At 43.1% G+C, this 25862-nt stretch carries 21 protein-coding genes, 9 tRNA genes, 1 rRNA gene and 2 pseudogenes; 30 read left to right on the plus strand and 3 right to left on the minus strand.

What is annotated here, in order from left to right; genetic code table 11:
- Nucleotides 1-30: 30 nt before the first annotated feature.
- From rrf to D8862_RS07725, 10 genes are all read left to right on the plus strand, one after another.
- Nucleotides 31-146 (plus strand): 5S ribosomal RNA (rrf, locus tag D8862_RS07680).
- A 29-nt stretch (nt 147-175) separates the two neighbouring features.
- A tRNA-Val gene (locus D8862_RS07685) sits at nt 176-248 on the plus strand.
- Nucleotides 249-250: 2 nt separating this feature from the next.
- Nucleotides 251-323, plus strand: a tRNA-Asp gene (locus tag D8862_RS07690).
- A gap of 22 nt (nt 324-345) precedes the next feature.
- Nucleotides 346-418, plus strand: a tRNA-Lys gene (locus D8862_RS07695).
- 5 nt (nt 419-423) lie between these two features.
- Nucleotides 424-505, plus strand: a tRNA-Leu gene (locus D8862_RS07700).
- Between the two features lie 12 nt (nt 506-517).
- Nucleotides 518-590, plus strand: a tRNA-Thr gene (locus D8862_RS07705).
- 21 nt (nt 591-611) lie between these two features.
- Nucleotides 612-683 (plus strand) — tRNA-Gly (locus D8862_RS07710).
- A 7-nt stretch (nt 684-690) separates the two neighbouring features.
- Nucleotides 691-776 (plus strand) — tRNA-Leu (locus D8862_RS07715).
- Between the two features lie 11 nt (nt 777-787).
- A tRNA-Arg gene (locus D8862_RS07720) sits at nt 788-861 on the plus strand.
- 16 nt (nt 862-877) lie between these two features.
- Nucleotides 878-951 (plus strand) — tRNA-Pro (locus D8862_RS07725).
- Nucleotides 952-1025: 74 nt separating this feature from the next.
- Here the strand turns inward: D8862_RS07725 and D8862_RS07730 are convergent.
- Nucleotides 1026-1181, minus strand: a pseudogene (locus tag D8862_RS07730) (transposase); the annotation flags it as partial.
- Between the two features lie 277 nt (nt 1182-1458).
- On the opposite strand from D8862_RS07730, the pseudogene D8862_RS07735 reads away from it, so the two are divergent.
- The 9 genes and pseudogenes from D8862_RS07735 to recA all read left to right on the plus strand — a co-directional run bounded on the left by D8862_RS07735 (nt 1459) and on the right by recA (nt 15075).
- Nucleotides 1459-2001, plus strand: a pseudogene (locus D8862_RS07735) (transposase).
- Nucleotides 2002-2319: 318 nt separating this feature from the next.
- A complete protein-coding gene (gene rpoB, locus D8862_RS07740; protein ID WP_125449786.1) occupies nt 2320-5922 on the plus strand; it encodes a DNA-directed RNA polymerase subunit beta in 3603 nt (1200 codons plus the stop codon).
- A 32-nt stretch (nt 5923-5954) separates the two neighbouring features.
- On the plus strand, nt 5955-9620 hold the full coding sequence (gene rpoC / locus D8862_RS07745; protein ID WP_185760854.1) for a DNA-directed RNA polymerase subunit beta': 3666 nt from the start codon (nt 5955-5957) through the stop codon (nt 9618-9620).
- A 205-nt stretch (nt 9621-9825) separates the two neighbouring features.
- Nucleotides 9826-10449 (plus strand): hypothetical protein, encoded by a 624-nt coding sequence (locus tag D8862_RS07750; protein WP_125449788.1) that lies wholly within the window; start codon nt 9826-9828, stop codon nt 10447-10449.
- Between the two features lie 103 nt (nt 10450-10552).
- A complete protein-coding gene (gene tsaE / locus D8862_RS07755; RefSeq protein ID WP_084974020.1) occupies nt 10553-10996 on the plus strand; it encodes a tRNA (adenosine(37)-N6)-threonylcarbamoyltransferase complex ATPase subunit type 1 TsaE in 444 nt (147 codons plus the stop codon).
- Entirely contained in the window at nt 10986-11507 is a 522-nt protein-coding gene (locus D8862_RS07760) for a GNAT family N-acetyltransferase (RefSeq protein ID WP_125449790.1), read from the plus strand. The genes tsaE and D8862_RS07760 overlap by 11 nt, the downstream gene beginning before the upstream one ends.
- Nucleotides 11508-11511: 4 nt before the next feature.
- Nucleotides 11512-12546 (plus strand): glycopolymer--peptidoglycan transferase LytR, encoded by a 1035-nt coding sequence (lytR, locus tag D8862_RS07765; RefSeq protein ID WP_093586830.1) that lies wholly within the window; start codon nt 11512-11514, stop codon nt 12544-12546.
- Nucleotides 12547-12618: 72 nt separating this feature from the next.
- Nucleotides 12619-13875 carry a competence/damage-inducible protein A gene (locus D8862_RS07770; protein WP_125449792.1) on the plus strand — a complete coding sequence of 419 codons (1257 nt, stop codon included), beginning with the start codon at nt 12619-12621 and terminating at the stop codon, nt 13873-13875.
- A 54-nt stretch (nt 13876-13929) separates the two neighbouring features.
- Entirely contained in the window at nt 13930-15075 is a 1146-nt protein-coding gene (gene recA / locus D8862_RS07775; protein ID WP_125449794.1) for a recombinase RecA, read from the plus strand.
- Between the two features lie 56 nt (nt 15076-15131).
- Here recA and D8862_RS07780 read toward each other — a convergent pair whose 3' ends face one another.
- On the minus strand, nt 15132-15686 hold the full coding sequence (locus tag D8862_RS07780; RefSeq protein WP_125449796.1) for a GNAT family N-acetyltransferase: 555 nt from the start codon (nt 15684-15686) through the stop codon (nt 15132-15134).
- Between the two features lie 109 nt (nt 15687-15795).
- Here D8862_RS07780 and D8862_RS07785 point away from each other — a divergent pair, with 109 nt between their 5' ends.
- Both D8862_RS07785 and D8862_RS07790 read left to right on the plus strand, forming a co-directional pair.
- A complete protein-coding gene (locus tag D8862_RS07785; protein WP_125449798.1) occupies nt 15796-17160 on the plus strand; it encodes an MATE family efflux transporter in 1365 nt (454 codons plus the stop codon).
- A gap of 102 nt (nt 17161-17262) precedes the next feature.
- The gene (locus D8862_RS07790) at nt 17263-17979 is read left to right on the plus strand and encodes a YebC/PmpR family DNA-binding transcriptional regulator (RefSeq protein WP_125449800.1); all 717 of its coding nucleotides are present in this window, start codon (nt 17263-17265) and stop codon (nt 17977-17979) included.
- Between the two features lie 47 nt (nt 17980-18026).
- Here D8862_RS07790 and D8862_RS07795 read toward each other — a convergent pair whose 3' ends face one another.
- Complete coding sequence (locus D8862_RS07795) at nt 18027-18725, minus strand: CD20-like domain-containing protein (RefSeq protein WP_038804170.1); 699 nt, start codon at nt 18723-18725, stop codon at nt 18027-18029.
- A 192-nt stretch (nt 18726-18917) separates the two neighbouring features.
- Between D8862_RS07795 and D8862_RS07800 the strand changes: the two genes are divergently transcribed.
- The 9 genes from D8862_RS07800 to D8862_RS07840 all read left to right on the plus strand — a co-directional run bounded on the left by D8862_RS07800 (nt 18918) and on the right by D8862_RS07840 (nt 25862).
- A complete protein-coding gene (locus tag D8862_RS07800; RefSeq protein WP_038804169.1) occupies nt 18918-19379 on the plus strand; it encodes a MarR family winged helix-turn-helix transcriptional regulator in 462 nt (153 codons plus the stop codon).
- Nucleotides 19363-21132 carry an ABC transporter ATP-binding protein gene (locus tag D8862_RS07805; RefSeq protein ID WP_038804168.1) on the plus strand — a complete coding sequence of 590 codons (1770 nt, stop codon included), beginning with the start codon at nt 19363-19365 and terminating at the stop codon, nt 21130-21132. Before D8862_RS07800 ends, D8862_RS07805 begins: the two co-directional genes overlap by 17 nt.
- Nucleotides 21122-22882, plus strand: a complete 1761-nt coding sequence (locus tag D8862_RS07810) for an ABC transporter ATP-binding protein (RefSeq protein WP_125449802.1) — start codon at nt 21122-21124, stop codon at nt 22880-22882. Before D8862_RS07805 ends, D8862_RS07810 begins: the two co-directional genes overlap by 11 nt.
- A 65-nt stretch (nt 22883-22947) precedes the next feature.
- On the plus strand, nt 22948-23310 hold the full coding sequence (locus D8862_RS07815; RefSeq protein ID WP_000078812.1) for a DUF2200 domain-containing protein: 363 nt from the start codon (nt 22948-22950) through the stop codon (nt 23308-23310).
- Entirely contained in the window at nt 23307-23810 is a 504-nt protein-coding gene (locus D8862_RS07820; RefSeq protein ID WP_125449804.1) for a phosphatase PAP2 family protein, read from the plus strand. The genes D8862_RS07815 and D8862_RS07820 overlap by 4 nt, the downstream gene beginning before the upstream one ends.
- 113 nt (nt 23811-23923) lie before the next feature.
- Nucleotides 23924-24370, plus strand: a complete 447-nt coding sequence (locus tag D8862_RS07825; protein ID WP_000776583.1) for a LytTR family DNA-binding domain-containing protein — start codon at nt 23924-23926, stop codon at nt 24368-24370.
- 5 nt (nt 24371-24375) lie between these two features.
- Nucleotides 24376-25050, plus strand: a complete 675-nt coding sequence (locus tag D8862_RS07830) for a LiaF transmembrane domain-containing protein (RefSeq protein ID WP_125449806.1) — start codon at nt 24376-24378, stop codon at nt 25048-25050.
- Between the two features lie 105 nt (nt 25051-25155).
- Nucleotides 25156-25344 (plus strand): 50S ribosomal protein L28, encoded by a 189-nt coding sequence (rpmB, locus tag D8862_RS07835; protein WP_001140948.1) that lies wholly within the window; start codon nt 25156-25158, stop codon nt 25342-25344.
- A 152-nt stretch (nt 25345-25496) separates the two neighbouring features.
- Nucleotides 25497-25862 (plus strand): Asp23/Gls24 family envelope stress response protein, encoded by a 366-nt coding sequence (locus D8862_RS07840; RefSeq protein WP_000216441.1) that lies wholly within the window; start codon nt 25497-25499, stop codon nt 25860-25862.

Genomic DNA, 25862 nt, shown 5'->3' on the forward strand with positions numbered 1-25862 from the left:
TATTCAATTTTGAGTAGGTATTACTCAGAGTTAAGTGACGATAGCCTAGGAGATACACCTGTACCCATGCCGAACACAGCAGTTAAGCCCTAGAACGCCGGAAGTAGTTGGGGGTTGCCCCCTGTGAGATATGGAAGTCGCTTAGCAGAATAGGAAGTTTAGAGGCTTCCTTTTTGGGAGTTTAGCTCAGCTGGGAGAGCATCTGCCTTACAAGCAGAGGGTCAGCGGTTCGATCCCGTTAACTCCCATAGGTCCCGTAGTGTAGCGGTTATCACGTCGCCCTGTCACGGCGAAGATCGCGGGTTCGATTCCCGTCGGGACCGTAAGATAACTGAAGTTATTTTAGACTCGTTAGCTCAGTTGGTAGAGCAATTGACTTTTAATCAATGGGTCACTGGTTCGAGCCCAGTACGGGTCATATTTGCGGGTTTGGCGGAATTGGCAGACGCACCAGATTTAGGATCTGGCGCTTAACGGCGTGGGGGTTCAAGTCCCTTAACCCGCATAGTAGGAATTAGCCGGCTTAGCTCAGTTGGTAGAGCATCTGATTTGTAATCAGAGGGTCGCGTGTTCAAGTCATGTAGCCGGCATTAAAACTAGAAGAGGTCGATGCGAACGTAGTTCAGTGGTAGAACACCACCTTGCCAAGGTGGGGGTCGCGGGTTCGAATCCCGTCGTTCGCTTAGAGAGGCCGGGGTGGCGGAACTGGCAGACGCACAGGACTTAAAATCCTGCGATTGGTAACGATCGTACCGGTTCGATCCCGGTCCTCGGCATATAATAATGAGCACCCTTAGCTCAACTGGATAGAGTACCTGACTACGAATCAGGCGGTTAGAGGTTCGAATCCTCTAGGGTGCATTTTTTCTATTTAACTCGGGAAGTAGCTCAGCTTGGTAGAGTACTTGGTTTGGGACCAAGGTGTCGCAGGTTCGAATCCTGTCTTCCCGATTGATTTATTGACTAAGATACTTAAGTGAGTATCTTTTTTGGCTCTTTGTCAACTGTAGTGGATTACCAAAAAGTCATACCCTGGAGAGGACTAAATCAGTCCTCTCCTTTTTGATATTCAAAGCGACGAGAATTCTAGTTTTAAAATTGTCAAAGTTCCGAGAGCCAAAGATATTGCGTTTGATGAGTTTAATGAGATTATTAGTCGCTTCCAATTTAGCGTTGGAATATTGATTATAAAGCTAAATATTGAAAGTTCTATAATGAAGTTAGCCACCCAGCCTTCCTAAAAATGTAATGGTTTAACTAGCTTATAGTTAGCTCCTGATTTCATTTGATAATAGGCTTGGAGATATTAGTCTCGCTAGCCAAGGCTAAGTCTAGCCTTGGTTTAGCTGACCGAACATCTTCAAGGAAACCTATTGTCAAATGAAAGCTCGTTTAGGCATAAGAAAACATCTCTGTGTTATACTTGTTGTTCACCACAAACACAAGAAAGGTACAGAGATGCAAAACTATTATACTACAAAAGCTAAACACTTGACAATCCATAGCCGTCGGTTAATCGAACGATGGAAAAATGAAGGAAAATCAAATAGAAAAATCGCATCTCTACTTGGAAAAGCTCCCCAAACCATCCACAATGAAATCAAGCGTGGCACAGTCCTACAATGTCTAGGAAAGGGACGATTTAAAAAGGTTTATTCTGCCGACTATGCTCAAATGGTTTATGAAACCAATCGGAAGCGCTCTGTTAAGAAACCAATCTTGACCAAAGAACTAAAGCAAAAGATTCTCCACTATCATAATTAAAAGTTGTCCCCTGAAATGATGGTCAAAGCTAAGGGAGTTAACGTGGGAATTTCTACCATCTACTACTGGATTCATCATGGAAAGTTGGGATTGACCAAACAGAACCTCCTTTATCCTAGAAAAGGTACTAAGAAAACGACTCCCAAAGAAGTCATCTTCATCGAAAATTGGATTAATAACTATCCTAAAAAATGCTTGGACTACAAGTCTCCCAGAGAATTTCTGATTACTGGCTAACTTGAAATTGAAATTTAGCAAATGGTAAAAATACCTTGAAAAATCTAGCTAAATAAGGTATAATATGAATAATCATTTGTCGTAGGTTTTGTCTGAAATATTGTCCAGACAGGACTCACAGCAGTTAAATCTTCTGAAAAAGTCGGATTTAGCTGCTCTTTTTGTGCTTTTTTTCAGGTTCTCGAGTGCTTGTAACAAAAATTTAAAGATTCTGAAAATTTATCAAAAGGACAAGGTGATAGGGGTTTGACAACCATTTAATGATAATCAATAGCCTGATGAAGCAGGCTTGGAACTTATTTACAAAGGAGAATCATCTTGGCAGGACATGACGTTCAATACGGGAAACATCGTACCCGTCGTAGTTTTTCAAGAATCAAAGAAGTTCTTGACTTACCAAATTTGATTGAAATTCAAACAGATTCATTCAAAGCTTTCCTAGACCATGGTCTTAAGGAAGTGTTTGAAGATGTATTGCCAATTTCAAACTTCACAGACACAATGGAGTTGGAATTTGTTGGCTATGAAATCAAGGAACCCAAATACACGCTCGAAGAAGCACGTATCCACGATGCTAGCTACTCAGCACCAATTTTTGTAACCTTCCGCTTGATTAATAAAGAAACAGGCGAAATCAAGACCCAAGAAGTCTTCTTTGGTGATTTCCCAATCATGACCGAAATGGGTACTTTCATCATCAATGGTGGTGAACGTATTATCGTTTCTCAGTTGGTCCGCTCACCAGGTGTTTACTTTAATGACAAAGTAGACAAGAACGGTAAAGTGGGCTACGGTTCTACTGTTATCCCTAACCGTGGAGCTTGGTTGGAACTTGAAAGCGACTCAAAAGACATCGCTTATACTCGTATCGACCGTACTCGTAAGATTCCATTTACGACCTTGGTTCGTGCGCTTGGTTTCTCTGGTGATGATGAAATCTTTGATATCTTTGGTGACAGCGAATTGGTTCGCAACACTATTGAAAAAGATATCCACAAGAATCCAATGGACTCTCGTACAGACGAAGCCTTGAAAGAAATCTACGAACGCCTTCGTCCAGGTGAGCCTAAGACTGCTGAAAGCTCACGTAGCTTGCTCGTAGCACGTTTCTTTGACCCACGCCGCTACGATTTGGCAGCTGTTGGTCGTTACAAGATCAATAAAAAACTCAACGTTAAAACACGCTTGCTCAACCAAACCATTGCGGAGCCATTGGTAGACCCTGAAACTGGTGAAATCTTGGTAGAAGCTGGTACCGTTATGACTCGTAGCGTGATCGAGAGTATTGAGCATCACTTGGATGGCGACTTGAACAAGATCGTTTATATTCCGAACGATGCAGCTGTTCTGACAGAACCAGTTGTCCTTCAAAAATTCAAGGTTGTTGCCCCAACGGACCCAGACCGTGTCGTAACCATCATCGGAAATGCCAATCCAGACGACAAGGTTCGTGTTGTAACTCCTGCGGATATCCTTGCAGAAATGAGCTACTTCCTCAACTTGGCGGAAGGTATCGGACGTGTGGATGATATTGACCACCTTGGAAACCGTCGTATCCGTGCAGTTGGTGAATTGCTTGCTAACCAAGTACGTCTTGGACTTTCTCGTATGGAACGTAATGTCCGTGAACGTATGTCTGTTCAGGACAATGAAGTTTTAACACCACAACAAATCATCAATATCCGTCCTGTAACAGCTGCGGTTAAAGAATTCTTTGGTTCATCACAGTTGTCACAGTTCATGGACCAACACAACCCACTTTCTGAGTTATCTCACAAACGCCGTTTGTCAGCCTTAGGACCTGGTGGTTTGACACGTGACCGTGCTGGATATGAAGTCCGTGACGTGCATTACACTCACTATGGTCGTATGTGTCCAATCGAGACACCTGAAGGACCTAACATTGGTTTGATCAATAACTTGTCATCTTACGGACACTTGAACAAGTATGGATTTGTTCAAACTCCATACCGTAAGGTTGACCGTGAAACAGGTGTTGTGACCAATGAAATCGTTTGGTTGACAGCCGATGAAGAAGATGAATTTACTGTAGCGCAGGCTAACTCACGTCTGAACGAAGATGGGACTTTTGCTGAGAAAGTTGTCATGGGACGTCACCAAGGGGTCAATCAAGAGTATCCAGCAGAAGTAGTTGACTACATGGACGTGTCGCCAAAACAGGTAGTTGCCGTTGCGACTGCATGTATTCCTTTCTTGGAAAACGATGACTCCAACCGTGCCCTTATGGGTGCCAACATGCAACGTCAGGCTGTGCCTTTGATTGATCCAAAAGCACCTTACGTTGGTACTGGTATGGAATACCAAGCAGCTCATGACTCTGGTGCAGCGGTCATTGCTCAGTATGATGGTAAAGTTACTTACGCAGATGCGGACAAGGTAGAGGTTCGCCGTGAAGATGGTTCGCTAGATGTTTACCACATCCAAAAATTCCGTCGTTCTAACTCAGGTACTGCTTACAACCAACGCACTCTCGTTAAAGTTGGCGATGTCGTTGAAAAAGGTGACTTTATTGCTGACGGACCTTCTATGGAAAAAGGGGAAATGGCGCTTGGACAAAACCCAATTGTTGCCTACATGACTTGGGAAGGTTACAACTTCGAGGATGCCGTTATCATGAGCGAACGCTTGGTCAAAGACGATGTCTATACATCTGTCCACCTTGAGGAATACGAATCAGAAACGCGCGATACAAAGCTTGGGCCTGAAGAAATTACTCGTGAAATTCCAAACGTTGGGGAAGATGCCCTTAAAGACCTTGACGAGATGGGTATTATCCGTATCGGTGCCGAGGTTAAAGAAGGCGATATCCTTGTAGGTAAAGTCACACCTAAGGGTGAGAAAGACCTTTCAGCTGAAGAACGTCTCTTGCACGCTATCTTCGGAGACAAGTCTCGTGAAGTGCGTGACACTTCTCTTCGTGTACCACACGGTGCCGATGGTGTCGTTCGTGATGTTAAGATCTTTACACGTGCAAATGGAGATGAGTTGCAATCAGGTGTCAACATGCTGGTTCGCGTCTACATCGCTCAAAAACGTAAGATCAAGGTCGGTGATAAGATGGCCGGACGTCACGGAAACAAAGGGGTTGTCTCTCGTATCGTTCCTGTAGAAGACATGCCTTACCTTCCAGATGGAACTCCAGTCGATATCATGTTGAACCCACTTGGGGTGCCATCACGTATGAATATCGGTCAGGTTATGGAACTCCACCTTGGTATGGCAGCTCGTACTCTTGGTATCCACATCGCAACACCGGTCTTTGACGGAGCAAGTTCTGAAGACCTTTGGTCAACCGTTAAAGAAGCAGGGATGGATAGCGATGCCAAGACAATCCTTTACGATGGACGTACAGGTGAGCCGTTTGACAACCGTGTATCAGTTGGTGTCATGTACATGATCAAACTCCACCACATGGTTGATGATAAATTGCACGCGCGTTCAGTCGGACCATACTCAACCGTTACCCAACAACCACTCGGAGGTAAAGCTCAGTTTGGTGGACAACGTTTCGGTGAGATGGAGGTTTGGGCTCTTGAAGCCTACGGTGCGTCAAATGTCCTTCAAGAAATCTTGACCTACAAGTCTGACGATATCAACGGACGTTTGAAAGCTTATGAAGCCATTACAAAAGGAAAACCAATTCCAAAACCAGGTGTTCCAGAATCCTTCCGAGTTCTTGTGAAAGAATTGCAATCTCTTGGTCTTGACATGCGTGTCCTTGACGAAGATGATCAAGAGGTGGAACTTCGTGACTTGGATGAAGGAATGGACGAAGATGTCATCCACGTAGATGACCTTGAAAAAGCCCGCGAAAAAGCAGCCCAAGATGCAAAAGCAGCATTTGAAGCTGAAGAAACTGCAAAAGCGGAAGCAACAGAAGAAGCTGCTGAACAAGAATAAGCAGTTCACTTAGAATAGAAAGGGAAGAAATAGTGGTTGATGTAAATCGTTTTAAAAGTATGCAAATCACCCTAGCTTCTCCAAGCAAAGTCCGTTCATGGTCTTATGGAGAAGTCAAAAAACCTGAAACAATCAATTACCGTACGTTGAAACCAGAACGTGAAGGACTCTTTGACGAAGTCATCTTTGGTCCTACAAAAGACTGGGAATGTGCTTGTGGTAAGTACAAACGCATTCGTTACAGAGGGATTGTTTGTGACCGTTGTGGGGTTGAAGTAACGCGTACAAAAGTTCGTCGTGAGCGTATGGGGCACATCGAATTGAAAGCTCCTGTATCTCATATCTGGTATTTCAAGGGGATTCCAAGCCGTATGGGCTTGACCCTTGATATGAGCCCTCGTGCCCTCGAGGAAGTTATCTACTTTGCGGCTTATGTAGTGATTGATCCGAAGGATACACCACTTGAGCACAAGTCTATCATGACAGAGCGCGAATACCGTGAGCGCTTGCGTGAGTACGGTTATGGATCATTCGTTGCCAAGATGGGTGCCGAAGCTATCCAAGACCTTTTGAAACAAGTAGATCTTGAAAAAGAAATTGCCGAACTCAAAGAAGAGTTGAAAACAGCTACTGGACAAAAACGTGTCAAAGCTATCCGTCGTTTGGATGTTTTGGATGCCTTTTACAGGTCTGGAAATAAACCTGAATGGATGATTCTCAACATTCTTCCAGTTATTCCACCAGATCTTCGTCCAATGTTGCAGTTGGATGGTGGCCGTTTTGCCTCATCTGACTTGAATGACCTTTACCGTCGTGTTATCAACCGTAACAACCGTTTGGCTCGCTTGCTTGAGTTGAATGCACCAGGTATCATCGTTCAAAATGAGAAGCGTATGCTTCAAGAAGCGGTTGACGCTTTGATTGACAACGGTCGTCGTGGTCGTCCGATTACAGGACCAGGTAGCCGTCCACTGAAATCATTGAGCCACATGCTCAAGGGTAAACAAGGACGCTTCCGTCAAAACTTGCTCGGTAAACGTGTTGACTTCTCAGGACGTTCCGTTATCGCCGTTGGTCCGACTCTTAAGATGTACCAATGTGGCGTGCCACGCGAAATGGCGATCGAGCTCTTTAAACCATTTGTTATGCGTGAAATCGTTGCCCGTGACATCGTGCAAAACGTCAAAGCAGCTAAACGCTTGGTGGAACGCGGTGATGAACGTATCTGGGATATCCTTGAAGAAGTAATCAAAGAACACCCAGTACTTTTGAACCGCGCACCGACCCTTCACCGTTTGGGTATCCAAGCTTTCGAGCCAGTCTTGATCGATGGTAAGGCCCTTCGCTTGCACCCGCTTGTCTGTGAAGCCTACAATGCCGACTTTGACGGGGACCAAATGGCCATCCACGTACCGCTTTCAGAAGAAGCTCAAGCAGAAGCTCGTATCTTGATGTTGGCTGCTGAGCATATCTTGAACCCGAAAGATGGTAAACCAGTTGTTACTCCATCTCAGGACATGGTTTTGGGTAACTACTACTTGACCATGGAAGAAGCTGGTCGTGAAGGTGAAGGAATGGTCTTCAAAGACCGTGACGAAGCTGTTATGGCTTACCGTAATGGTTATGTTCACCTCCACTCACGTGTTGGTATTGCAACTGACAGCCTCAACAAACCTTGGACTGAAGAGCAAAAACACAAGGTCTTGCTGACAACAGTTGGTAAAATCCTCTTCAACGATATCATGCCAGAAGGTCTACCTTACCTGCAAGAACCAACAAATGCTAACTTAACAGAAGGCGTTCCGGCTAAATACTTCTTGCCACTAGGTGGAGATATCAAGGAAGCCATTCGCAATCTTGAACTCAACCCTCCATTCAAGAAGAAAAATCTTGGAAATATCATCGCTGAAATCTTCAAACGTTTCCGTACGACAGAAACTTCTGCCTTACTTGACCGCATGAAGAACCTCGGTTACCACCACTCAACTCTTGCGGGATTGACAGTGGGTATTGCCGATATCCCAGTCGTTGATGACAAGGCTGAAATCATCGAAGAATCACACAAACGTGTAGAACAAATCACAAAACAATTCCGTCGTGGTATGATTACGGACGATGAGCGCTACAACGCTGTTACAGCTGAATGGCGTGCTGCCCGTGAAAAATTGGAGAAACGCTTGGTTGCCAACCAAGATCCGAAGAACCCAATCGTTATGATGATGGACTCTGGAGCTCGTGGTAACATCTCAAACTTCTCACAGCTTGCTGGTATGCGTGGTCTGATGGCCGCTCCGAACGGACGTATCATGGAATTGCCAATCCTTTCAAACTTCCGCGAAGGTTTGTCAGTACTCGAAATGTTCTTCTCAACTCACGGTGCTCGTAAAGGTATGACCGATACAGCCCTTAAGACAGCCGACTCAGGTTATTTGACTCGTCGTTTGGTTGACGTTGCCCAAGACGTTATCATCCGTGAGGACGACTGTGGAACAGACCGTGGTCTCTTGATCCGTTCTATCGCAGAAGGAAAAGAGATGATCGAGTCTCTCGAAGAGCGTCTCAATGGTCGTTACACTAAGAAAACTGTTAAACATCCAGAAACTGGTGCGGTTATCATCGGTCCAAATGAGTTGATTACAGAAGACAAGGCGCGTGAAATTGTCAACGCTGGCGTGGAAGAAGTCACTATCCGTTCTGTATTTACATGTAACACTCGTCACGGTGTCTGCCGTCACTGTTACGGTATCAACTTGGCGACTGGTGATGCGGTTGAAGTTGGTGAAGCAGTTGGTACAATCGCTGCCCAATCTATCGGGGAACCTGGTACACAGCTTACAATGCGTACCTTCCACACGGGTGGGGTTGCCTCAAATACCGATATCACTCAGGGTCTTCCTCGTGTCCAAGAAATCTTTGAAGCCCGCAATCCAAAAGGGGAAGCGGTCATCACTGAAGTCAAGGGTGAGGTTACAGCCATCGAAGAAGACGCATCAACTCGTACCAAGAAAGTCTTTGTTAAGGGTGAAACTGGCGAAGGTGAATACGTGGTTCCATTTACAGCACGTATGCGTGTTGAAGTTGGAGACCAAGTCTCTCGCGGTGCAGCATTGACAGAAGGTTCTATCCAACCGAAACGTCTCCTCGCTGTTCGTGATGTCTTGTCTGTTGAAACCTATCTTCTCGGTGAAGTACAAAAGGTTTACCGTAGCCAAGGGGTAGAAATCGGTGACAAGCACATCGAGGTGATGGTTCGTCAAATGATCCGTAAAGTTCGTGTCATGGATCCAGGTGACACAGATCTTCTCATGGGTACCCTCATGGATATCAACGACTTTACAGATGCTAACAAAGACGTCCTTATCGCAGGTGGAGTTCCAGCGACAGGTCGCCCAGTCCTTATGGGTATCACTAAAGCCTCACTTGAAACCAACAGTTTCTTGTCAGCGGCTTCCTTCCAGGAAACAACTCGTGTCCTTACAGATGCAGCCATCCGTGGTAAGAAAGACCATCTCCTTGGACTCAAGGAAAATGTTATCATCGGTAAGATCATCCCAGCAGGTACTGGTATGGCTCGCTACCGTAACCTTGAACCACAAGCTATCAACGAAGCAGCTTATTTGGCTCCTGAACAAGAAGAGGCAGAACTTGCACCTGTAGAGGAAGTTGTGGAAATCCGAGCTGAAGAAACAGTAGAATAAAAAGCAAATGAGGGAACCTTCGGGTTCTCTTTTGTTTTACACTTCTGTCTATTGGGGTTAGGTGAGCACGAAGCAATATCTCTCAAATCGCTTCAACTATTTTTCATTTTTGTCAGTTGAGCGTCAAAATTGGACATTTGAGAAGAGAGGGGAATTTTTATCTTTCTCGCAGAGTATAATCATGTATACGAAGGGAGAACTGAAAATGATAAAATCAATTCGCATCTTATTGTTACTAGCTTTGATCCAGATTAGTTTGAGTAGCTGCTTGCTGTGGAAGGGAGCCATCTTAACCTTAAAGCAGTCAAGCGCCTATTTTCTAGTTTTTATCGTATTGGCATCAGGTCTGTGCGTGGGGATGAATTTCTTTTATACCCAAGATCAGGATGTCCATAGTATCTTAAACAGTCAGAAAAAAGTGAAACTATTTTATAGTATCTTGTTGGTCTTAAACCTAGCTGGTGTTTGTCTGGTATTGTCGGAGACTATTTTAACACATACAGCTTTTCAGCAAGAGTTAGTAGATCTTTTCTTGCCCTCCTTCTTTTTCTTATTTGGCATTGATTTACTTGTTTTTTTACCATTTGAAAAGTATAGCCGAGATTTGAAAAACACTCTCAATAAGAAAAAAACAGTTATCCTGACAGTTCTGGCAATGTTGCTATTCTTGAGAAATCCAATAACAGTCTTATCCATTGTTTTTTATGTTGGTTTGGGATTCATTTTTGCTCGGTTTTTGTTTCCAAAATCTATGAGAAGAGAATTTTCTTTTTACGGACACGTAATCCGAGATATTTTACTTGTTAGCGCCATGTGTATATTTTTTTAAAAACACTTTTCTATCAATAAAAATCCCTTATTTTACCAAAGTTGTTATAGTAAGTTTGTAAAGAAAAATTACATAAAAGAGAACTTTTTGGTATAATAGTAGCATGTACACAAAAAATGAAGAAGAGCTGATCAATCTGGGGGAACGTCTAGGGACCTTGCTCCAAAAAAATGATGTTTTGATCTTGTCTGGAGAATTGGGTGCTGGTAAAACAACCTTTACAAAGGGCCTTGCCAAGGGCTTGGGTATTCGTCAGATGATCAAAAGTCCAACTTACACCATCGTGAGAGAGTATGAGGGTCGCCTTCCGCTCTACCACTTGGATGTCTATCGGATTGAGGGGGATGCTGATTCGATTGACTTGGATGAGTTTCTCTTTGGTGGTGGTGTGACCGTTATCGAGTGGGGACATCTTTTGGGTGAGGATTTGCCAGATTCCTACTTGGAGTTGGAACTCTTGAAAGAGGCTGAGGGTCGTCGCCTCTATTTTACCGCTCAGGGTTCTCGTGCTGAACAACTGATCAAGGAGCTTCAAGATGGAGTATGAACTTTGTATTCGTGAGGCTGAAGCTCATGATGCAGCTGCTTTGGTTGCATTCTTGGATTTAGTTGGTCAGGAGACAGATTTCACCAGTTTGGATGAAAATGGTATCCTGATGACAGAATCTGAAATGGCGCTTTTTATTGAAAAGCAAGCGACTTCAGATAACCAAATCACTCTCCTAGCCCTCCTGAATGATGAAATTGCAGGTGTTTTGAACATCACGGCAGAGCAACGTATACGCATTCGCCACATCGGGGATATCTTTTTGGTCATCCAAAGGAAGTTTTGGAATCATGGCTTAGGAAGCATACTCCTTGAAGAAGGTATTGAGTGGGCTAAAATCAGTGGAGTTCTGCGTCGCTTGCAGCTCAGTGTACAAAAGCGCAACGAGGCAGCTATCCACCTCTATTCAAAATTTGGATTTGTTACAGAAGGCTTACAAGAAAGAGGAGCCTATTTAAAAGAAGGGATATTTTTAGACGTTTACCTGATGGGTAGACTGATAGATAAATGATAAGATGGTAAAAAAAATAATCGGAATGCTACTAGCTTTTCTAACAGTAACGGCTTTAGGTGTAGGTGCGTATGCCTATACTATTTATTATCAAGGAACTGAAACCTTAAGTAAAAAAACTTATAAGAAAATTGGTGAAGAAACCAACGTGATTGAGGCGACAGAGCCTTTGACCATTCTTTTGATGGGGGTAGATACGGGAAATGTAGAACGTACAGACCCTTGGGCGGGGAATAGTGATTCCATGATTCTTTTGACAGTCAATCCGAAAACCAAGAAAACCACTATGATGAGTTTAGAACGGGATATTTTGACCAAGATTGAGACTGGAAATGGCCAAGTTCAGGAAGCAAAACTCAATGCTGCCTATGCCAATGGCGGTGCAGAGTTGGCTATTTCAACCATTCAAAAAATGATGAACATTCATATCGATCGTTATGTGATGGTCAACATGCAAGGACTCCAACAGCTAGTTGATGCAGTTGGGGGTATCACAGTCAACAACACACTCGGTTTTCCAATTTCGATTGCTGATCAGGAAGAATTTAATAAAATCTCGATTGGAGTCGGTGAGCAAACTTTGAATGGTGAGGAAGCCCTGGTCTATTCACGGATGCGTTATCAGGATCCTGAGGGAGACTATGGTCGTCAAAAACGTCAACGTGAAGTCATTCAAAAGATTATGGAAAAGGTCTTGAGCCTCAACAGTATCAGTCATTATCAAGCTATCTTAAAAGCGCTTAGTGATAATATGCAGACAAATGTTGATTTGTCTGCCTCCAGTATTCCACAACTACTTGGTTACCAAGATTCCTTTAAAAACATCGAAACTCATCAACTTCGTGGTGAAGATGCTGAGTTGCAGGGAATCTCTTATCAAATCGTAACGATGGAGCATATGCTGGAAATGCAAAATCTCTTGCGTCGTTCCCTAGGGAGAGAGGACGTAGCAGAGTTGGAGACCAACGCTGTTCTGTATGAAAATCTTTATGGTCGAACAGCACCTTCCACAAATGCTTCAAACGAAGAGATAGAATAAAACAAAGAATCAAATCGTGGGACTTTCCTGCGATTTTTTCAAAAAAATTCGAATAGATAGGTAGGAGGAAATATGAAAGCAGAAATTATTGCTGTTGGAACAGAAATTTTAACAGGGCAGATTGTCAATACCAATGCTCAGTTTTTATCAGAGAAACTAGCCGAAATCGGGGTAGATGTCTATTTTCAAACAGCTGTTGGAGATAATGAAGCTCGTCTTTTGTCCTTGCTTGAGATTGCGAGTCAACGTAGCAATCTTGTAATTTTGACAGGGGGCTTGGGGCCAACTGAGGATGATTTAACCAAACAAACTCTGGCAAAATTTTTGGGAAAAAACTTAGTGTTTGACCCTCAAGCGCAAGAGAAACTGGATGTCTTTTTTGCTCAAAGGCCAGACTATGCTCGGACACCAAATAATGAGCGCCAAGCCCAAATTGTAGAAGGAGCAACTCCATTGCCAAATGAGACAGGCTTAGCGGTAGGAGGGGTATCGGAAGTAGATGGCGTGACCTACGTGGTCCTTCCAGGACCTCCAAGTGAGTTGAAACCCATGGTCTTAAATCAACTCTTGCCCAAGTTTATGACAGGCAGCAAGCTGTATTCCCGTGTGCTCCGTTTCTTTGGGATTGGTGAAAGTCAGTTGGTGACCATTTTGGCGGATTTGATTGACCATCAAACTGATCCGACCTTGGCACCTTATGCCAAAACGGGAGAAGTGACCTTACGCTTGTCCACAAAAGCAGTTAGTCAAGAAAAGGCTGATCAAGCATTGGACACCTTGGAAAATCAAATCTTAGATCGCCAGACTTTCGAGGAACTTTCTCTGCGAGACATCTGTTATGGATATGGGGAGGAGAGCAGCCTAGCAAGTGTCGTTGTAGAAGAGCTTAAGAAGAGAAAGAAAAGCATTACTGCAGCGGAGAGCTTAACAGCAGGCCTTTTTCAGGCTACTTTAGCGAACTTTTCAGGCGTTTCAGCCATTTTTAATGGCGGTTTTGTCACATACAGTTTAGAAGAAAAGTCTAAGATGCTGGATATTTCCGAGCAAGAGCTGAAAGAACACGGGGTCGTTTCAGAGTTTACGGCTAAAAAAATGGCAGAGCAGGCACGGCTAAAGACTCAGTCTGACTATGGAGTTAGTTTGACGGGTGTGGCTGGGCCAGATAGCCTAGAGGGTCATCCAGCTGGGACGGTCTTTATCGGCTTGGCACATACAAAAGGGACAGAGGTTATCAAGGCTAATATCGCAGGACGGAGTCGAGCAGATGTACGTCACATCGCGGTCATGCATGCCTTTAACCTAGTTCGCAAGGCTTTATTAAGTGACTAACTTTTGATATAATAGTAGATAGGTCTTAGGACTATTAGAATACAGGAGAATAGAATGGCGAAAAAACCAAAAAAATTAGATGAAATTTCAAAAAAGTTTGGGGCGGATCGAGAAAAAGCCTTGAACGATGCTCTGAAACTGATTGAGAAAGACTTCGGTAAAGGCTCAATCATGCGTTTGGGTGAGCGCGCGGAGCAAAAAGTTCAAGTGATGAGTTCAGGATCATTGGCTCTGGACATTGCCCTTGGTTCAGGTGGTTATCCTAAGGGACGTATCATCGAAATCTATGGACCAGAATCATCTGGTAAGACAACGGTTGCCCTTCACGCTGTTGCGCAGGCGCAAAAAGAAGGCGGCATCGCTGCCTTTATCGATGCGGAACATGCTCTTGACCCAGCCTATGCTGCGGCCCTTGGTGTGAATATTGATGAACTGCTCTTATCACAACCAGACTCAGGGGAGCAAGGTCTTGAAATTGCTGGAAAATTGATTGACTCAGGTGCAGTTGACCTTGTCGTTATCGACTCAGTTGCTGCCCTTGTACCTCGTGCAGAAATTGATGGAGATATTGGAGACAGCCACGTTGGTTTGCAAGCTCGTATGATGAGCCAGGCCATGCGTAAACTTGGAGCTTCTATCAATAAGACAAAAACAATTGCTATCTTTATCAACCAATTACGTGAAAAAGTTGGGGTCATGTTTGGAAATCCTGAAACAACACCTGGTGGACGTGCTTTGAAATTCTACGCTTCAGTCCGTTTGGATGTTCGTGGAAGCACACAAATCAAGGGAACTGGTGACCAAAAAGATACCAATGTCGGCAAGGAAACCAAGATCAAGGTCGTGAAAAACAAGGTGGCTCCACCATTTAAGGAAGCCTTTGTTGAAATCATGTACGGAGAAGGAATTTCTAAGACTGGTGAGCTCTTGAAGATTGCAAGTGATCTCGATATCATCCAAAAAGCGGGAGCATGGTACTCTTACAAGGGTGAAAAAATCGGGCAAGGATCTGAAAATGCTAAGAAATACTTGGCAGATCACCCAGAGATCTTTGATGCCATCGACCATCAAGTTCGTGTTCAATATGGCTTGATTGAAGATGAAGAAACCTCAGATGCTAGTCCAGTAGCAGAGACGACTTCTAACCAAGAAGTAACACTTGACCTAGGCGATGGACTTGAAATCGAAATCGAAGAATAACATAAAAAGTAGCAGATAGGAACTGCTACTTTTTATGTTTGTTTCAGATGAAAGAACTAATGGTCACTAAAACGACGATACTCGATATGAAAGTCAAAATAATGTTCATCTTGTAATTTTTGGAAGATGTCGCGATAGGCTTCCTCGTCGAAATGGTCACCGCGGTAGAGAATTTCAAAACTCAAATCATCGTACTCTAGAAAAGCGTTGGCTGTTTTGAAACCATTTTGGCGATAGAAATCCATGCGGGCCTTTCTCTGCTCCAAGTTATCGCATTCTTCATCCAATCGCTCGACTTCCAGCAACATGGTTCGCTGGTAAAAATCAGTCAGCTTTTCGATAATTTCCTTTCCGTACCCGTGGCTTCTCAGGTGGGGCATGATGGCAAAAAAGCTGATATAGAAAGCTTTGGGGTTGGAAATAGAGAAAGCAAAGCCGACAAACTCTTCCTGGTTATAAAAGGCAAAGAAGTGGGCGTCATCTCGGTCTTGATAGCGTAAAAACTCTGACAGAGGGACTCGTTCTTCCTCAGGGAAAGCTTCCTTGTTTAGCTTTTCAACCTTATCAAGATCAGGAAATACATCTGTTATTAATTGACTGGTCAAACTCATAAATGACCTCCTTTTCTTGATTATAGCAAATTGTCCCTCGGTAAGCAATTGATTTCAAGAAATCCAAGCAATCCTTGTCGCTCCTTTAGAAAGCTGATATAATAGCTTTATGAATAAGAAAAGAAAAGTGGATTTGGTCAATGGTCCAATCCTTCCTTCGCTTTTAAGCTTTGCCTTTCCAATCTTACTGTCTAATATCTTTCAACAGCTTTATAATACGGCTGACGTCTTGATTGTTGGGCGTTTTCTTGGTCAAGAATCCTTGGCAGCAGTAGGAGCGACAACGGCCATTTTTGACTTGATTATAGGCTTTACGCTTGGTGTGGGAAATGGCATGGGGATTGTCATTGCTCGCTATTATGGGGCTCGTAATTTCACCAAAATCAAGGAAGCGGTTGCTGCAACCTGGATTTTAGGAGGGCTTTTGAGTATTTTTGTTATGCTGATGGGATTTGTCGGCCTGTATCCACTCTTGCAATACTTGGATACTCCAGCGGAAATCCTTCCCCAGTCCTATCAATATATTTCTATGATTGTGACCTGTGTAGGCGTCAGCTTCGCTTATAATCTCTTTGCAGGCTTGTTGCGGTCCATTGGAGACAGTCTAGCAGCCCTTGGCTTCCTGATTTTTTCTGCTTTGGTTAATGTGGTTCTGGATCTCTATTTTATCACGCAACTGCAACTGGGAGTTCAATCTGCGGGACTTGCTACCATCATTTCGCAAGGTTTATCAGCGGTTCTCTGCTTTTACTATATCCGCAAGAGTGTTCCAGAACTTCTTCCTAGTCTCAAGCATTTTAAATGGAACAAGGCCTTGTACGCTGATCTCTTGGAGCAAGGTTTGGCTATGGGCTTGATGAGTTCGATTGTATCTATCGGCAGTGTGATTTTACAGTCCTCTGTCAATACTTTTGGAGCAGTGATTATTAGTGCCCAGACGGCGGCTCGCCGCATTATGGCTTTCGCCCTTCTTCCGATGACCGCTATTTCTTCTGCCATGACGACCTTTGCTTCTCAGAATTTAGGTGCTAAGCGCCCAGACCGCATTGTTCAAGGCCTTCGAATCGGCAGTCGTTTAAGTATATCCTGGGCAGTTTCTGTTTGTATCTTCCTTTTTTTTGCTAGTCCTACCTTGGTTTCCTTCTTGGCCAGTTCGACGGATGGTTACTTGGTTGAAAATGGTAGCTTATACCTGCAAATCAGTTCAGTCTTTTATCCAATTTTGAGCCTCTTGCTGATTTATCGCAATTGCTTGCAGGGATTGGGTCAGAAAGTCCTCCCTCTAGTTTCTAGCTTTATTGAACTAATCGGGAAAATCGTTTTTGTGGTTTTGATTATCCCTTGGGCGGGCTATAGGGGAGTCATCCTCTGTGAACCTCTTATCTGGGTTGCCATGACTATCCAACTTTACTTCTCTCTTTTCCGTCACCCCTTGATAAAAGAAGGTAAGGAAATTTTGGCAGCTAAAGGATAATCCTAGCTGGATTTAAGAAAGAAAATCCATTTCCTCTAGTGAAAATCGAAAAAACTTGTGTTATAATAAGAAAGATTAAAATGTGAAAAAAGGAGATTCCTAATGGGACGTAAATGGGCCAATATCGTAGCCAAGAAAACGGCTAAAGATGGAGCTAACTCTAAAGTATATGCAAAATTTGGTGTAGAAATCTATGTAGCAGCTAAAAAAGGTGATCCAGACCCAGAATCAAACACTGCTTTGAAATTCGTTATCGACCGTGCTAAACAAGCCCAAGTGCCAAAGCACGTTATCGATAAAGCGATTGATAAAGCAAAAGGAAACACAGACGAAACCTTTACAGAAGGACGTTACGAAGGTTTTGGACCAAATGGTTCTATGTTGATTGTGGATACCTTGACTTCTAACGTTAACCGTACTGCAGCCAATGTCCGTGCTGCTTTTGGTAAAAATGGCGGAAATATGGGTGCTTCAGGTTCTGTTTCTTACCTCTTTGACAACAAGGGTGTTATCGTATTTGCTGGTGAAGATGCAGATGCCATCTTTGAACTTTTGCTCGAAGCAGATGTGGATGTGGACGATGTAGAAGCAGAAGATGGAACAATCACTGTTTACACAGCTCCAACAGACCTTCACAAGGCTATCGTTGCCCTTCGTGAGTCAGGTATCCAAGAATTCCAAGTGACAGAATTGGAAATGATTCCTCAGTCAGAATTGGAATTGTCAGGCGAAGACCTTGAAACCTTTGAAAAACTTTACAGCGTTCTTGAAGACGACGAAGATGTGCAAAAGATCTACACAAACGTAGATGGATTCTAATAGAAAAGCGAACAGACTTGCTAGCTGTTCGCTTTTTATATTTGAGATTAGATTCTGGTTCCAGAATCTCTTTGCTGCTGGCTTTCTCCTAGGCCTACAGCTATTTTATGAACGAGTAAGAGTTGACCATTATCCTGTTTTACAAAGGTTAGAGTAACGGTTTTGATTCTATCATTAATGCCAATATAGGTAATTTTCTTGGTGTCGTAGCCCTCAATGATTGAATCAAATTCGGAATTTGGTAGTCCGTGTTTTTTGATAATATCCTTGTAGTTGGTACCACCTTTTCCTTTATTGTCAAGGTCACCTTCGATTAAGGCGTCGAACTGTTCTTGGGTCCAGGTGAAGGTATCGTCTTCTTCCTCTTCAGGGATGGAATAGGCGCTATCATCTGTCAAGTCGCTTTCTTCTTCGCGTTCCATTGAGGAACTTGCCTCCCTATAGGAACGGTTAAACTCCCTGGCAAACTCTTTGTAGACATTAGCGTACAGTATCTGGGTCGTAAAGAAAAGTACAACAGAAGCAATTGCTAGGGATGTTCCGATAATGGCCATCGTTTTCCGTTTTTTAAGGTTGACGATAAGGCCGATAATGCCCAAGATCAAAGCGACAATAGCGATGAAAAACGATAGATAGTTAATAAACGGAATCCAAGACCCTAAAAGTGCGATAGCTCCAAAAATAGTTGCTAAAATTCCTAAAACTTTTTGTTCTTCTGGTTTCATTTGAAAGTTTTCTCCCTTCATCGAGTGAATGGATTTCTATCCATGGTAGTTAGTGCTTATTATAGAAAAAATATTGCATAATGTCAATTTGTGCCAAAATAGTTCTCTAGGAAACTTTTTTCTTGACATCTCTTCTGAAAGTGATAAAATAGTTCTCATGGAAACTTAAATAGTTCTTGTGAGAACTATTTAAAGGATAAGAAAGGAGCAATCATGGACAAGCCGATGTTAATGTTTAAACGTTTTGGACACCAGGTTCATCTGATGGTACAGAAAGAAGCCAAGCGATGTGGCATTGAATTTATGGGTGGACCTCAAGGCCAGGTTGTACGTTTTTTGGATGGTCGTGAGGAAAACCAAGACTTGGTCTTGATTAAAGATATTGAGCAGGAACTCAATATTACTAAATCTGTTGCGAGTAATTTAGTCAAGCGCATGGTACAAAATGGTTTGGTTGAGTTAGAGGCGAGCCCGAGCGATAAGCGGGCAAAATTTGTTCGCCTGACGGAGAAATCGCGTTCGCAGATGCAAAAAGTTAAGGCTTTTTTTGATCGGATTGATCAGAGTCTGCTAGAGGGGGTTTCAAAGTCAGACTTGGCAATATTTGAAAAAGTTCTCGGTCAGTTGCAAAAAAATGTTGAGAAGATAGGAGGAGAAGATGAAGAAACTCGCTAAACGTATTACAGGAAAAGAGTGGGGAATGATTCTCCTTACGATTCTGTTCACTTGTTTCTCGGTCTATCTCGAGTTAGAGGTACCGACTTATATTTCGCAAATTACAGAATTACTGGGAACGTCTGGAACGCAGTTGGGTGAACTCTGGTCACCAGCTGCGAAGATGATTGGTTTGTCTTTATTAGCTTTCTTTTCATCTGTTATGGTTGGTTTCTTTGCCGCTCGCGTTGCAGCATCTTATACAACCCACTTACGTAGTGACGTGTTTCATCAGGTTTTGGATTTTTCGCAGACAGAAATCAAGCGCTTTTCAATCCCAAGTCTTTTGACTCGGACGACCAATGATATTACCCAGGTACAGATGCTCTTTACCATGGGCTTGCAAGTGGTCACTCGTGGGCCAATTATGGCTATCTGGGCCATTGGAAAAATCCTTGGGAAATCGGAATACTGGCTCTGGGCAGTAGTGGTGGCTGTTATTGTGAATGTCTTGATGACCACTGTTCTCATGACTCTGGCCTTTCCAAAACAATCTGTCATCCAAAAATTGACAGATAAGCTCAATAGCATCACTCGTGAAAGTTTGACTGGGATTCGAGTTGTTCGTGCATACAATGCTGAGGATTATCAAGATGAAAAATTTGAAGCAGCCAATGATGAAGTGACGCGCCTCAATCTCTTTGTCAATCGATTGATGGCGATTATGAACCCGATTATGATGGCGATTTCCAGTGGACTAAGTTTAGCCATTTACTGGATCGGTGCCTATATCATCAACGATGCAAGTTTGACAGAACGTCTGCCACTCTTTAGTGATATGGTGGTCTTCATGTCCTATGCTATGCAGGTGGTGATGGGATTCCTTCTTATGGGAGCACTCTTTATCGTTCTTCCTCGTACCTTGGTTTCAGCAGGACGTATCAATCAAGTATTGGATTTGCATTCTTCTATTGAAAATCCTAGTCAAGTACAGACAGCGGATCCTTCAGTTCAAGGACAAGTGGAATTCCGTGATGTGACTTTCCGCTACTCTAAAAACTCAGAAGCAGTCGTGGAACATGTCGCTTTCAAAGTAGAAGCGGGTCAAACCGTGGCTTTCATCGGATCGACTGGATCAGGAAAGTCCACCCTAGTCAACCTCTTGCCTCGTTTTTACGACGTTTCAGATGGAGAAATCCTAGTGGATGGTGTCAATGTACAAGATTACAATTTGGAAGATTTGCGCAATAAGGTCGGCTATATCCCTCAAAAAGCAGTCCTCTTCTCAGGAGATGTCAAGGGGAACTTGGACTTTGGTAAGAGCAAAGAAACTCCTCTAAGCGAGGCTGCTATGTGGCAAGCTCTTGAATTGGCCCAGTCTAAAGCATTTATCGAGGACAAGGAAGCAGGTCTTGCATCAGAAGTAGCCCAAGGTGGAACCAACTTCTCAGGAGGTCAAAGACAGCGTTTGGCCATTGCGCGTGCCTTGGCTCGTAAACCAGAGATTCTCATCTTTGATGACTCTTTCTCAGCCTTGGACTACAAGACTGATCGTGTCCTTCGCCAAGAGCTAGCTGAGAAAACAAAATCCATGACCAAGCTCATCGTAGCGCAGCGGATTTCTACCATTATGGACGCCGACCTGATCTTAGTTTTGGATCAAGGAAAAGTCGTGGGACAAGGCACCCACAAGGAACTTCTAGCTACCAACGAAGTCTACCAAGAAATTGCCTACTCACAACTATCGAAGGAGGAATTGGAACATGGAAAATAAAAAAGTGTCGGTCTGGAAACAGTGCAAACCTTATATGGCAGGCCTCCAACTCCCTCTCCTAATAGCAGTTGTGGCTGCAGTTATTTCAAGTATCATTACTGTTTATGGTCCAACTAAGATTAAAGAAATCACTAACTTGATTTCAGATGGTTTGATGACAGGAATTGATTTAGAGGCTGTTTCAAGTATTGCTAGCTTTTTAGTGATTCTCTATGTATTTGGCGCCATCCTTAATTATACCCAGGCCTATATCTTTTCAACGAGTATTCAGCATTTTTCAAAACGCTTGCGGACAGCAATCGCTGAAAAGATTAATCGTTTGCCACTTGGCTATTTTGATCGTCATTCACAAGGAGACACCCTTTCGCGCGTGACCAATGATGTGGATACGGCAGCGCAATCTCTCAACCAAAGTCTAGGGACAGTTCTTTCAGCTAGTTTCTTGTTGATTGCTGTTTTGATTACCATGTTTGGCATGAACTGGATTTTGGCATTGGTAACCGTTGTATCAACCCTTGTTGGTTTTGCGGCGGTTTCCATAATCATGGCCAAGTCACAGGGTTATTTTAAAGCCCAACAAAATAATCTAGCGGCCGTCAATGGTTATGTGGAAGAGATGTACTCTGGCCATAATATAGTGACCAGCTACAACGCAGTGGACACCTCCAAAGCGAGATTTGCAGGTTTAAACCAAGACTTGCATGATAGTATCTGGAAATCTCAGTTTATCTCTGGTATCATGATGCCAGCCATGTTCTTTGTTGGGAACTTTAGTTATGTCTTAGTCATCATCGTTGGGGCCGCGCTGGCGTTAGAAGGACATATCACTATAGGGATTATTGTAGCCTTTATGGTTTACGTACGGACCTTCTCCCAACCTCTGTCACAGATTGCTCAAGGGATTACGAGCTTGCAACAAGCGAGTGCAGCCATGACTCGTGTATTAGAATTTCTAGCTGAAGCAGAGATGCAAGATGAATCTCACAAGGAAAGACAATTGAGCAACATGAAAGGGGAAGTAGTCTTTGATCACGTGTCCTTTGGCTATACACCAGAGCGCACCATCATCCATGATTTTTCTGCGACAGCTCATGCAGGTCAGAAGGTCGCTATCGTTGGACCGACTGGGGCTGGTAAGACAACCATTGTCAATCTTTTGATGAAGTTTTATGAGATTGATAAGGGAAGTATCCGCATCGACGGTGTGGATACCAAGGACATGAAGCGTTCGGAAGTACACGATGCATTTTCAATGGTCTTGCAGGACACTTGGCTCTTTGAAGGAACGATTCGAGAGAACTTGATCTATAATCAGACAGACATCAGTGATGAACGTATGATTGAAGCGTCCAAAGCAGTAGGAATCCACCACTTTATCATGACTTTGCCAGACGGCTACGACACTGTTTTGGATGACACCGTAACCTTGTCTGTTGGACAAAAACAACTTTTGACCATTGCTCGTGCCCTTCTCAAAGATGCACCGCTCTTGATTTTGGATGAAGCGACATCCTCAGTCGACACACGTACAGAGGAGTTGATTCAAAAAGCCATGGACCGTTTGATGGAGGGTAGAACTTCCTTTGTCATCGCCCACCGCTTGTCAACTATTCGTAATGCCGACTTGATTCTTGTCATGAAAGATGGCAATATCATCGAACAGGGCAACCATGAGGAACTGATGGCACAAGGTGGCTTCTATGCTGACTTGTACAATAGTCAGTTTACAGAAGACGAAGCAGAAGAATAAATCAAAAGAAGGCTTGACGGCCTTCTTTTTCTTATTTATACTAGTACACATAGAAAGAGAGAAGTATGAGTCAGAAATTATACAATATGAAATTTGCTGCTGTCTACTCAGCCTTGATTGCAAAAGTTGAGCGAAAGGGTGGAAAGGCAGAGTCAGTTCACCAAGTGACCAGTTGGTTGACAGGGTATGAAGTGAGTGACGTTCTTGCTTGTCTGGATAGGGATGTTACCTACGGAGATTTTTTTCGCCAAGCACCTTATTATGTCCCTGAACGAATTGCGATTACAGGGAAGATTTGCGGTGTCCGTATTGAGGAAATTGATGACCCTCTGATGCAGGAAATACGTCGGTTGGACAAACTAGTGGATTGGCTTGCCAAGGGGAAAACATCTCAACAAGTTCTAGAAAAATATGAGAAACATAAATGAAAAATTATCAAGAATGGTATCAAAATATCAGCTCCAGACTCACCGGCCATCCCACTCTTTTATTTCTGTTACGCAGTTTCAATCGTTTGATGACAGTCGCTATGCCTCTGGTCTATTTGACCTTACTAGTCACCACTTATCTGCAATTAGGACTTGGGAAGCAAGTTGGGATCTATTTGCTTGTCCCTGCATCAGGTTTTGTGATCTTGTCCCTGTTTCGTAAGAAAATCAATCACCCGCGCCCCTACGAAACTTGGGATATCAGTTCCTTGCTTGACAAGGATAGTTCGGATCAGTCTATGCCTAGTCGTCATGTTTTTTCGGCAACTATCATCTCCATGGCCTGTCTGCATGCCAGTCTACCTGTTGGCTTGGCATGCTTGCTCTTCTCAGCTTTGCTGGGCTTGGTGAGGGTTTTAGGAGGTGTTCATTATCCCAAGGATGTCTTGGTTGGCTATGCTTGTGGTCTGGTGTGGGGGTTTCTTTTCTTCCTATTCTGATATGTAAGTTAAGCTAGTCCTACAACCACTTACGGGCTCAGACTGACCACTTGCTTTTTTGCTCTTGTTTTCCTATCTTAGCTTTGATATAGTAGAGTCAGAAAGGAGATGTGATGAAGTTACGAATTGAGATTGACGGCAATTTAGAGGAGACTGAAATTGTCATCAAGACCCCTGCTTTGACAGATGAAATTGCGGACTTGCAACGGCTCTTGCAAGAGTCAAAGGCTCCGAGGTTGACTTTTTACAAGGGGACAGGTGAATATTATCTAGACCTTTCAGAAATTCTCTTCTTTGAAACAGAAGGGAGCAAGATCTACGCTCATACCCAGAAGGAAGCCTATGAAGTACGTCTCAAACTTTATGAGTTGGAGTCCATCTTGCCTCGCTATTTTAGTCGAGTGTCCAAGTCAACTATCGCAAACATCCGTCAGATCTACTCAGTGGACAAGTCCTTTTCAGGAACGGGCACCATTTCCTTTTATCAGACGCACAAGGAGGTTCATGTCTCACGGCATTACCAATCCCTCCTAAAAGAAAATCTAAGAAACATGAGGTAACAGACATGAAAAAGAAAGCATTTGGTATTATTTTATTGGTTTTAGCAACTTGGATCTTGCTGCAAGGAAATTTTGGCATTCCTTCTTTGGATGGTAAAATATGGCCTTTGATTGGTATCGCCTTTTTTGCTTACCAATCAGTTGAAGCTTTGCTTCGTCGTCATCTAACATCAGCAGTTTTTACCGCTCTAGTAGCCTTAATGATTGCGAATCATTTTTATAACATTTTGCCAATCCCAAACCAGTCTTTGTTTTGGGCTAGTATCCTAGCAGTGCTAGGTGTCGGCTATCTCACTCACTCAAGTAAGTTTTGGTATGGGAAAAAATGGTGGTACAACGGTGAGCGAACAGTCATCACGGATAAGGAAGTCACTTTTGGTAGTGGAACCTTCTATAAACAAGATCAAGAACTTGTAGACGATCAAGTGGAAGTCGCTTTTGGGGATGCTAAAATCTACTATGATAATGCAGAGATGTTAGGTGATTTTGCCACTCTGAATATCGAAGTGGCCTTCGGAAATGCAACTGTCTATGTTCCGCAACACTGGCGTGTAGACTTGAAAGTAGAAACATCCTTTGGTGCAGCCAAGGCAGACGCTCCTGTAGCCCCAACCAGCAAAACCTTGATTATTCGCGGGGAAGTTGCTTTTGGTAAACTTGGTGTTGTTTACGTCAAATAAAAAAATATTTCAATTCTCTTGATAAATTCAAGAAAGTGTGATAACATAGTACGGTATGTGGTGCTAGCACATCCGCTATATTAGATCTAATAGGAGGAAAACATAATGGCTAAAGTATGTTACTTTACAGGTCGTAAGACTGTATCAGGAAACAACCGTTCACACGCGATGAACCAAACAAAACGTGCCGTAAAACCAAACCTTCAAAAAGTTACTGTTCTTATCGATGGTAAACCTAAAAAAGTTTGGGCTTCAGCTCGTGCTTTGAAATCAGGTAAAGTTGAACGCGTTTAATAAAAATGAAAAGACCGCCTAGGTCTTTTTCTTTTGCTCTAGAGATAAAACCATTTGAAAAATAGAGTAAATATCTACCAATACAGCATTCTGCTTTTACACTTGGAATGAAATATGATAAAATAGAGTATCAACTAGTTGAGGTAAAAAAAATGACTGTAAAAATTAATACAAAAGATGGTCAAATCGAACTAACAGATGAAGTGATTGCAACCGTTGTAGGTGGTGCAGCAACTGAGATTTTTGGTGTGGTCGGTATGGCTAGCAAAAATACCCTCAAAGATAATTTCCAAGCCCTCCTTGGTAAGGAAAATTATGCAAAAGGTGTTGTCGTAAAAGCAGCCGAAGATGGCAGTATTGCAGTTGATGTTTATACCGTGTTGAGCTACGGAACAAAGATTAGTGAAGTCTCAAAAAACATCCAAGAGCGTGTTCGTTTTAGTTTGGAAAACCAACTAGGAATCACTGCTCAGACTGTGAATGTCTACATTCAAAATATCAAAGTTGTAGGAGAATAA

The organism is Streptococcus oralis, from assembly GCF_003942585.1.
GTDB lineage: Bacteria > Bacillota > Bacilli > Lactobacillales > Streptococcaceae > Streptococcus > Streptococcus oralis_BE.

What these genes read in the sequence shown, in the direction of transcription:
- recA (WP_125449794.1), top strand. Translation starts at nt 13,930, where the DNA reads ATGGCGAAAAAACCAAAAAAATTAGATGAAATTTCAAAAAAGTTTGGG.
- D8862_RS07780 (WP_125449796.1), bottom strand. Translation starts at nt 15,686, where the DNA reads ATGAGTTTGACCAGTCAATTAATAACAGATGTATTTCCTGATCTTGAT.
- D8862_RS07810 (WP_125449802.1), top strand. Translation starts at nt 21,122, where the DNA reads ATGGAAAATAAAAAAGTGTCGGTCTGGAAACAGTGCAAACCTTATATG.
- D8862_RS07805 (WP_038804168.1), top strand. Translation starts at nt 19,363, where the DNA reads ATGAAGAAACTCGCTAAACGTATTACAGGAAAAGAGTGGGGAATGATT.
- D8862_RS07790 (WP_125449800.1), top strand. Translation starts at nt 17,263, where the DNA reads ATGGGACGTAAATGGGCCAATATCGTAGCCAAGAAAACGGCTAAAGAT.
- D8862_RS07800 (WP_038804169.1), top strand. Translation starts at nt 18,918, where the DNA reads ATGGACAAGCCGATGTTAATGTTTAAACGTTTTGGACACCAGGTTCAT.
- rpmB (WP_001140948.1), top strand. Translation starts at nt 25,156, where the DNA reads ATGGCTAAAGTATGTTACTTTACAGGTCGTAAGACTGTATCAGGAAAC.
- D8862_RS07820 (WP_125449804.1), top strand. Translation starts at nt 23,307, where the DNA reads ATGAAAAATTATCAAGAATGGTATCAAAATATCAGCTCCAGACTCACC.
- D8862_RS07815 (WP_000078812.1), top strand. Translation starts at nt 22,948, where the DNA reads ATGAGTCAGAAATTATACAATATGAAATTTGCTGCTGTCTACTCAGCC.
- D8862_RS07795 (WP_038804170.1), bottom strand. Translation starts at nt 18,725, where the DNA reads ATGAAGGGAGAAAACTTTCAAATGAAACCAGAAGAACAAAAAGTTTTA.
- D8862_RS07760 (WP_125449790.1), top strand. Translation starts at nt 10,986, where the DNA reads ATGGAGTATGAACTTTGTATTCGTGAGGCTGAAGCTCATGATGCAGCT.
- D8862_RS07750 (WP_125449788.1), top strand. Translation starts at nt 9,826, where the DNA reads ATGATAAAATCAATTCGCATCTTATTGTTACTAGCTTTGATCCAGATT.
- D8862_RS07785 (WP_125449798.1), top strand. Translation starts at nt 15,796, where the DNA reads ATGAATAAGAAAAGAAAAGTGGATTTGGTCAATGGTCCAATCCTTCCT.
- lytR (WP_093586830.1), top strand. Translation starts at nt 11,512, where the DNA reads ATGGTAAAAAAAATAATCGGAATGCTACTAGCTTTTCTAACAGTAACG.
- D8862_RS07825 (WP_000776583.1), top strand. Translation starts at nt 23,924, where the DNA reads ATGAAGTTACGAATTGAGATTGACGGCAATTTAGAGGAGACTGAAATT.
- tsaE (WP_084974020.1), top strand. Translation starts at nt 10,553, where the DNA reads ATGTACACAAAAAATGAAGAAGAGCTGATCAATCTGGGGGAACGTCTA.
- D8862_RS07840 (WP_000216441.1), top strand. Translation starts at nt 25,497, where the DNA reads ATGACTGTAAAAATTAATACAAAAGATGGTCAAATCGAACTAACAGAT.
- D8862_RS07830 (WP_125449806.1), top strand. Translation starts at nt 24,376, where the DNA reads ATGAAAAAGAAAGCATTTGGTATTATTTTATTGGTTTTAGCAACTTGG.
- D8862_RS07770 (WP_125449792.1), top strand. Translation starts at nt 12,619, where the DNA reads ATGAAAGCAGAAATTATTGCTGTTGGAACAGAAATTTTAACAGGGCAG.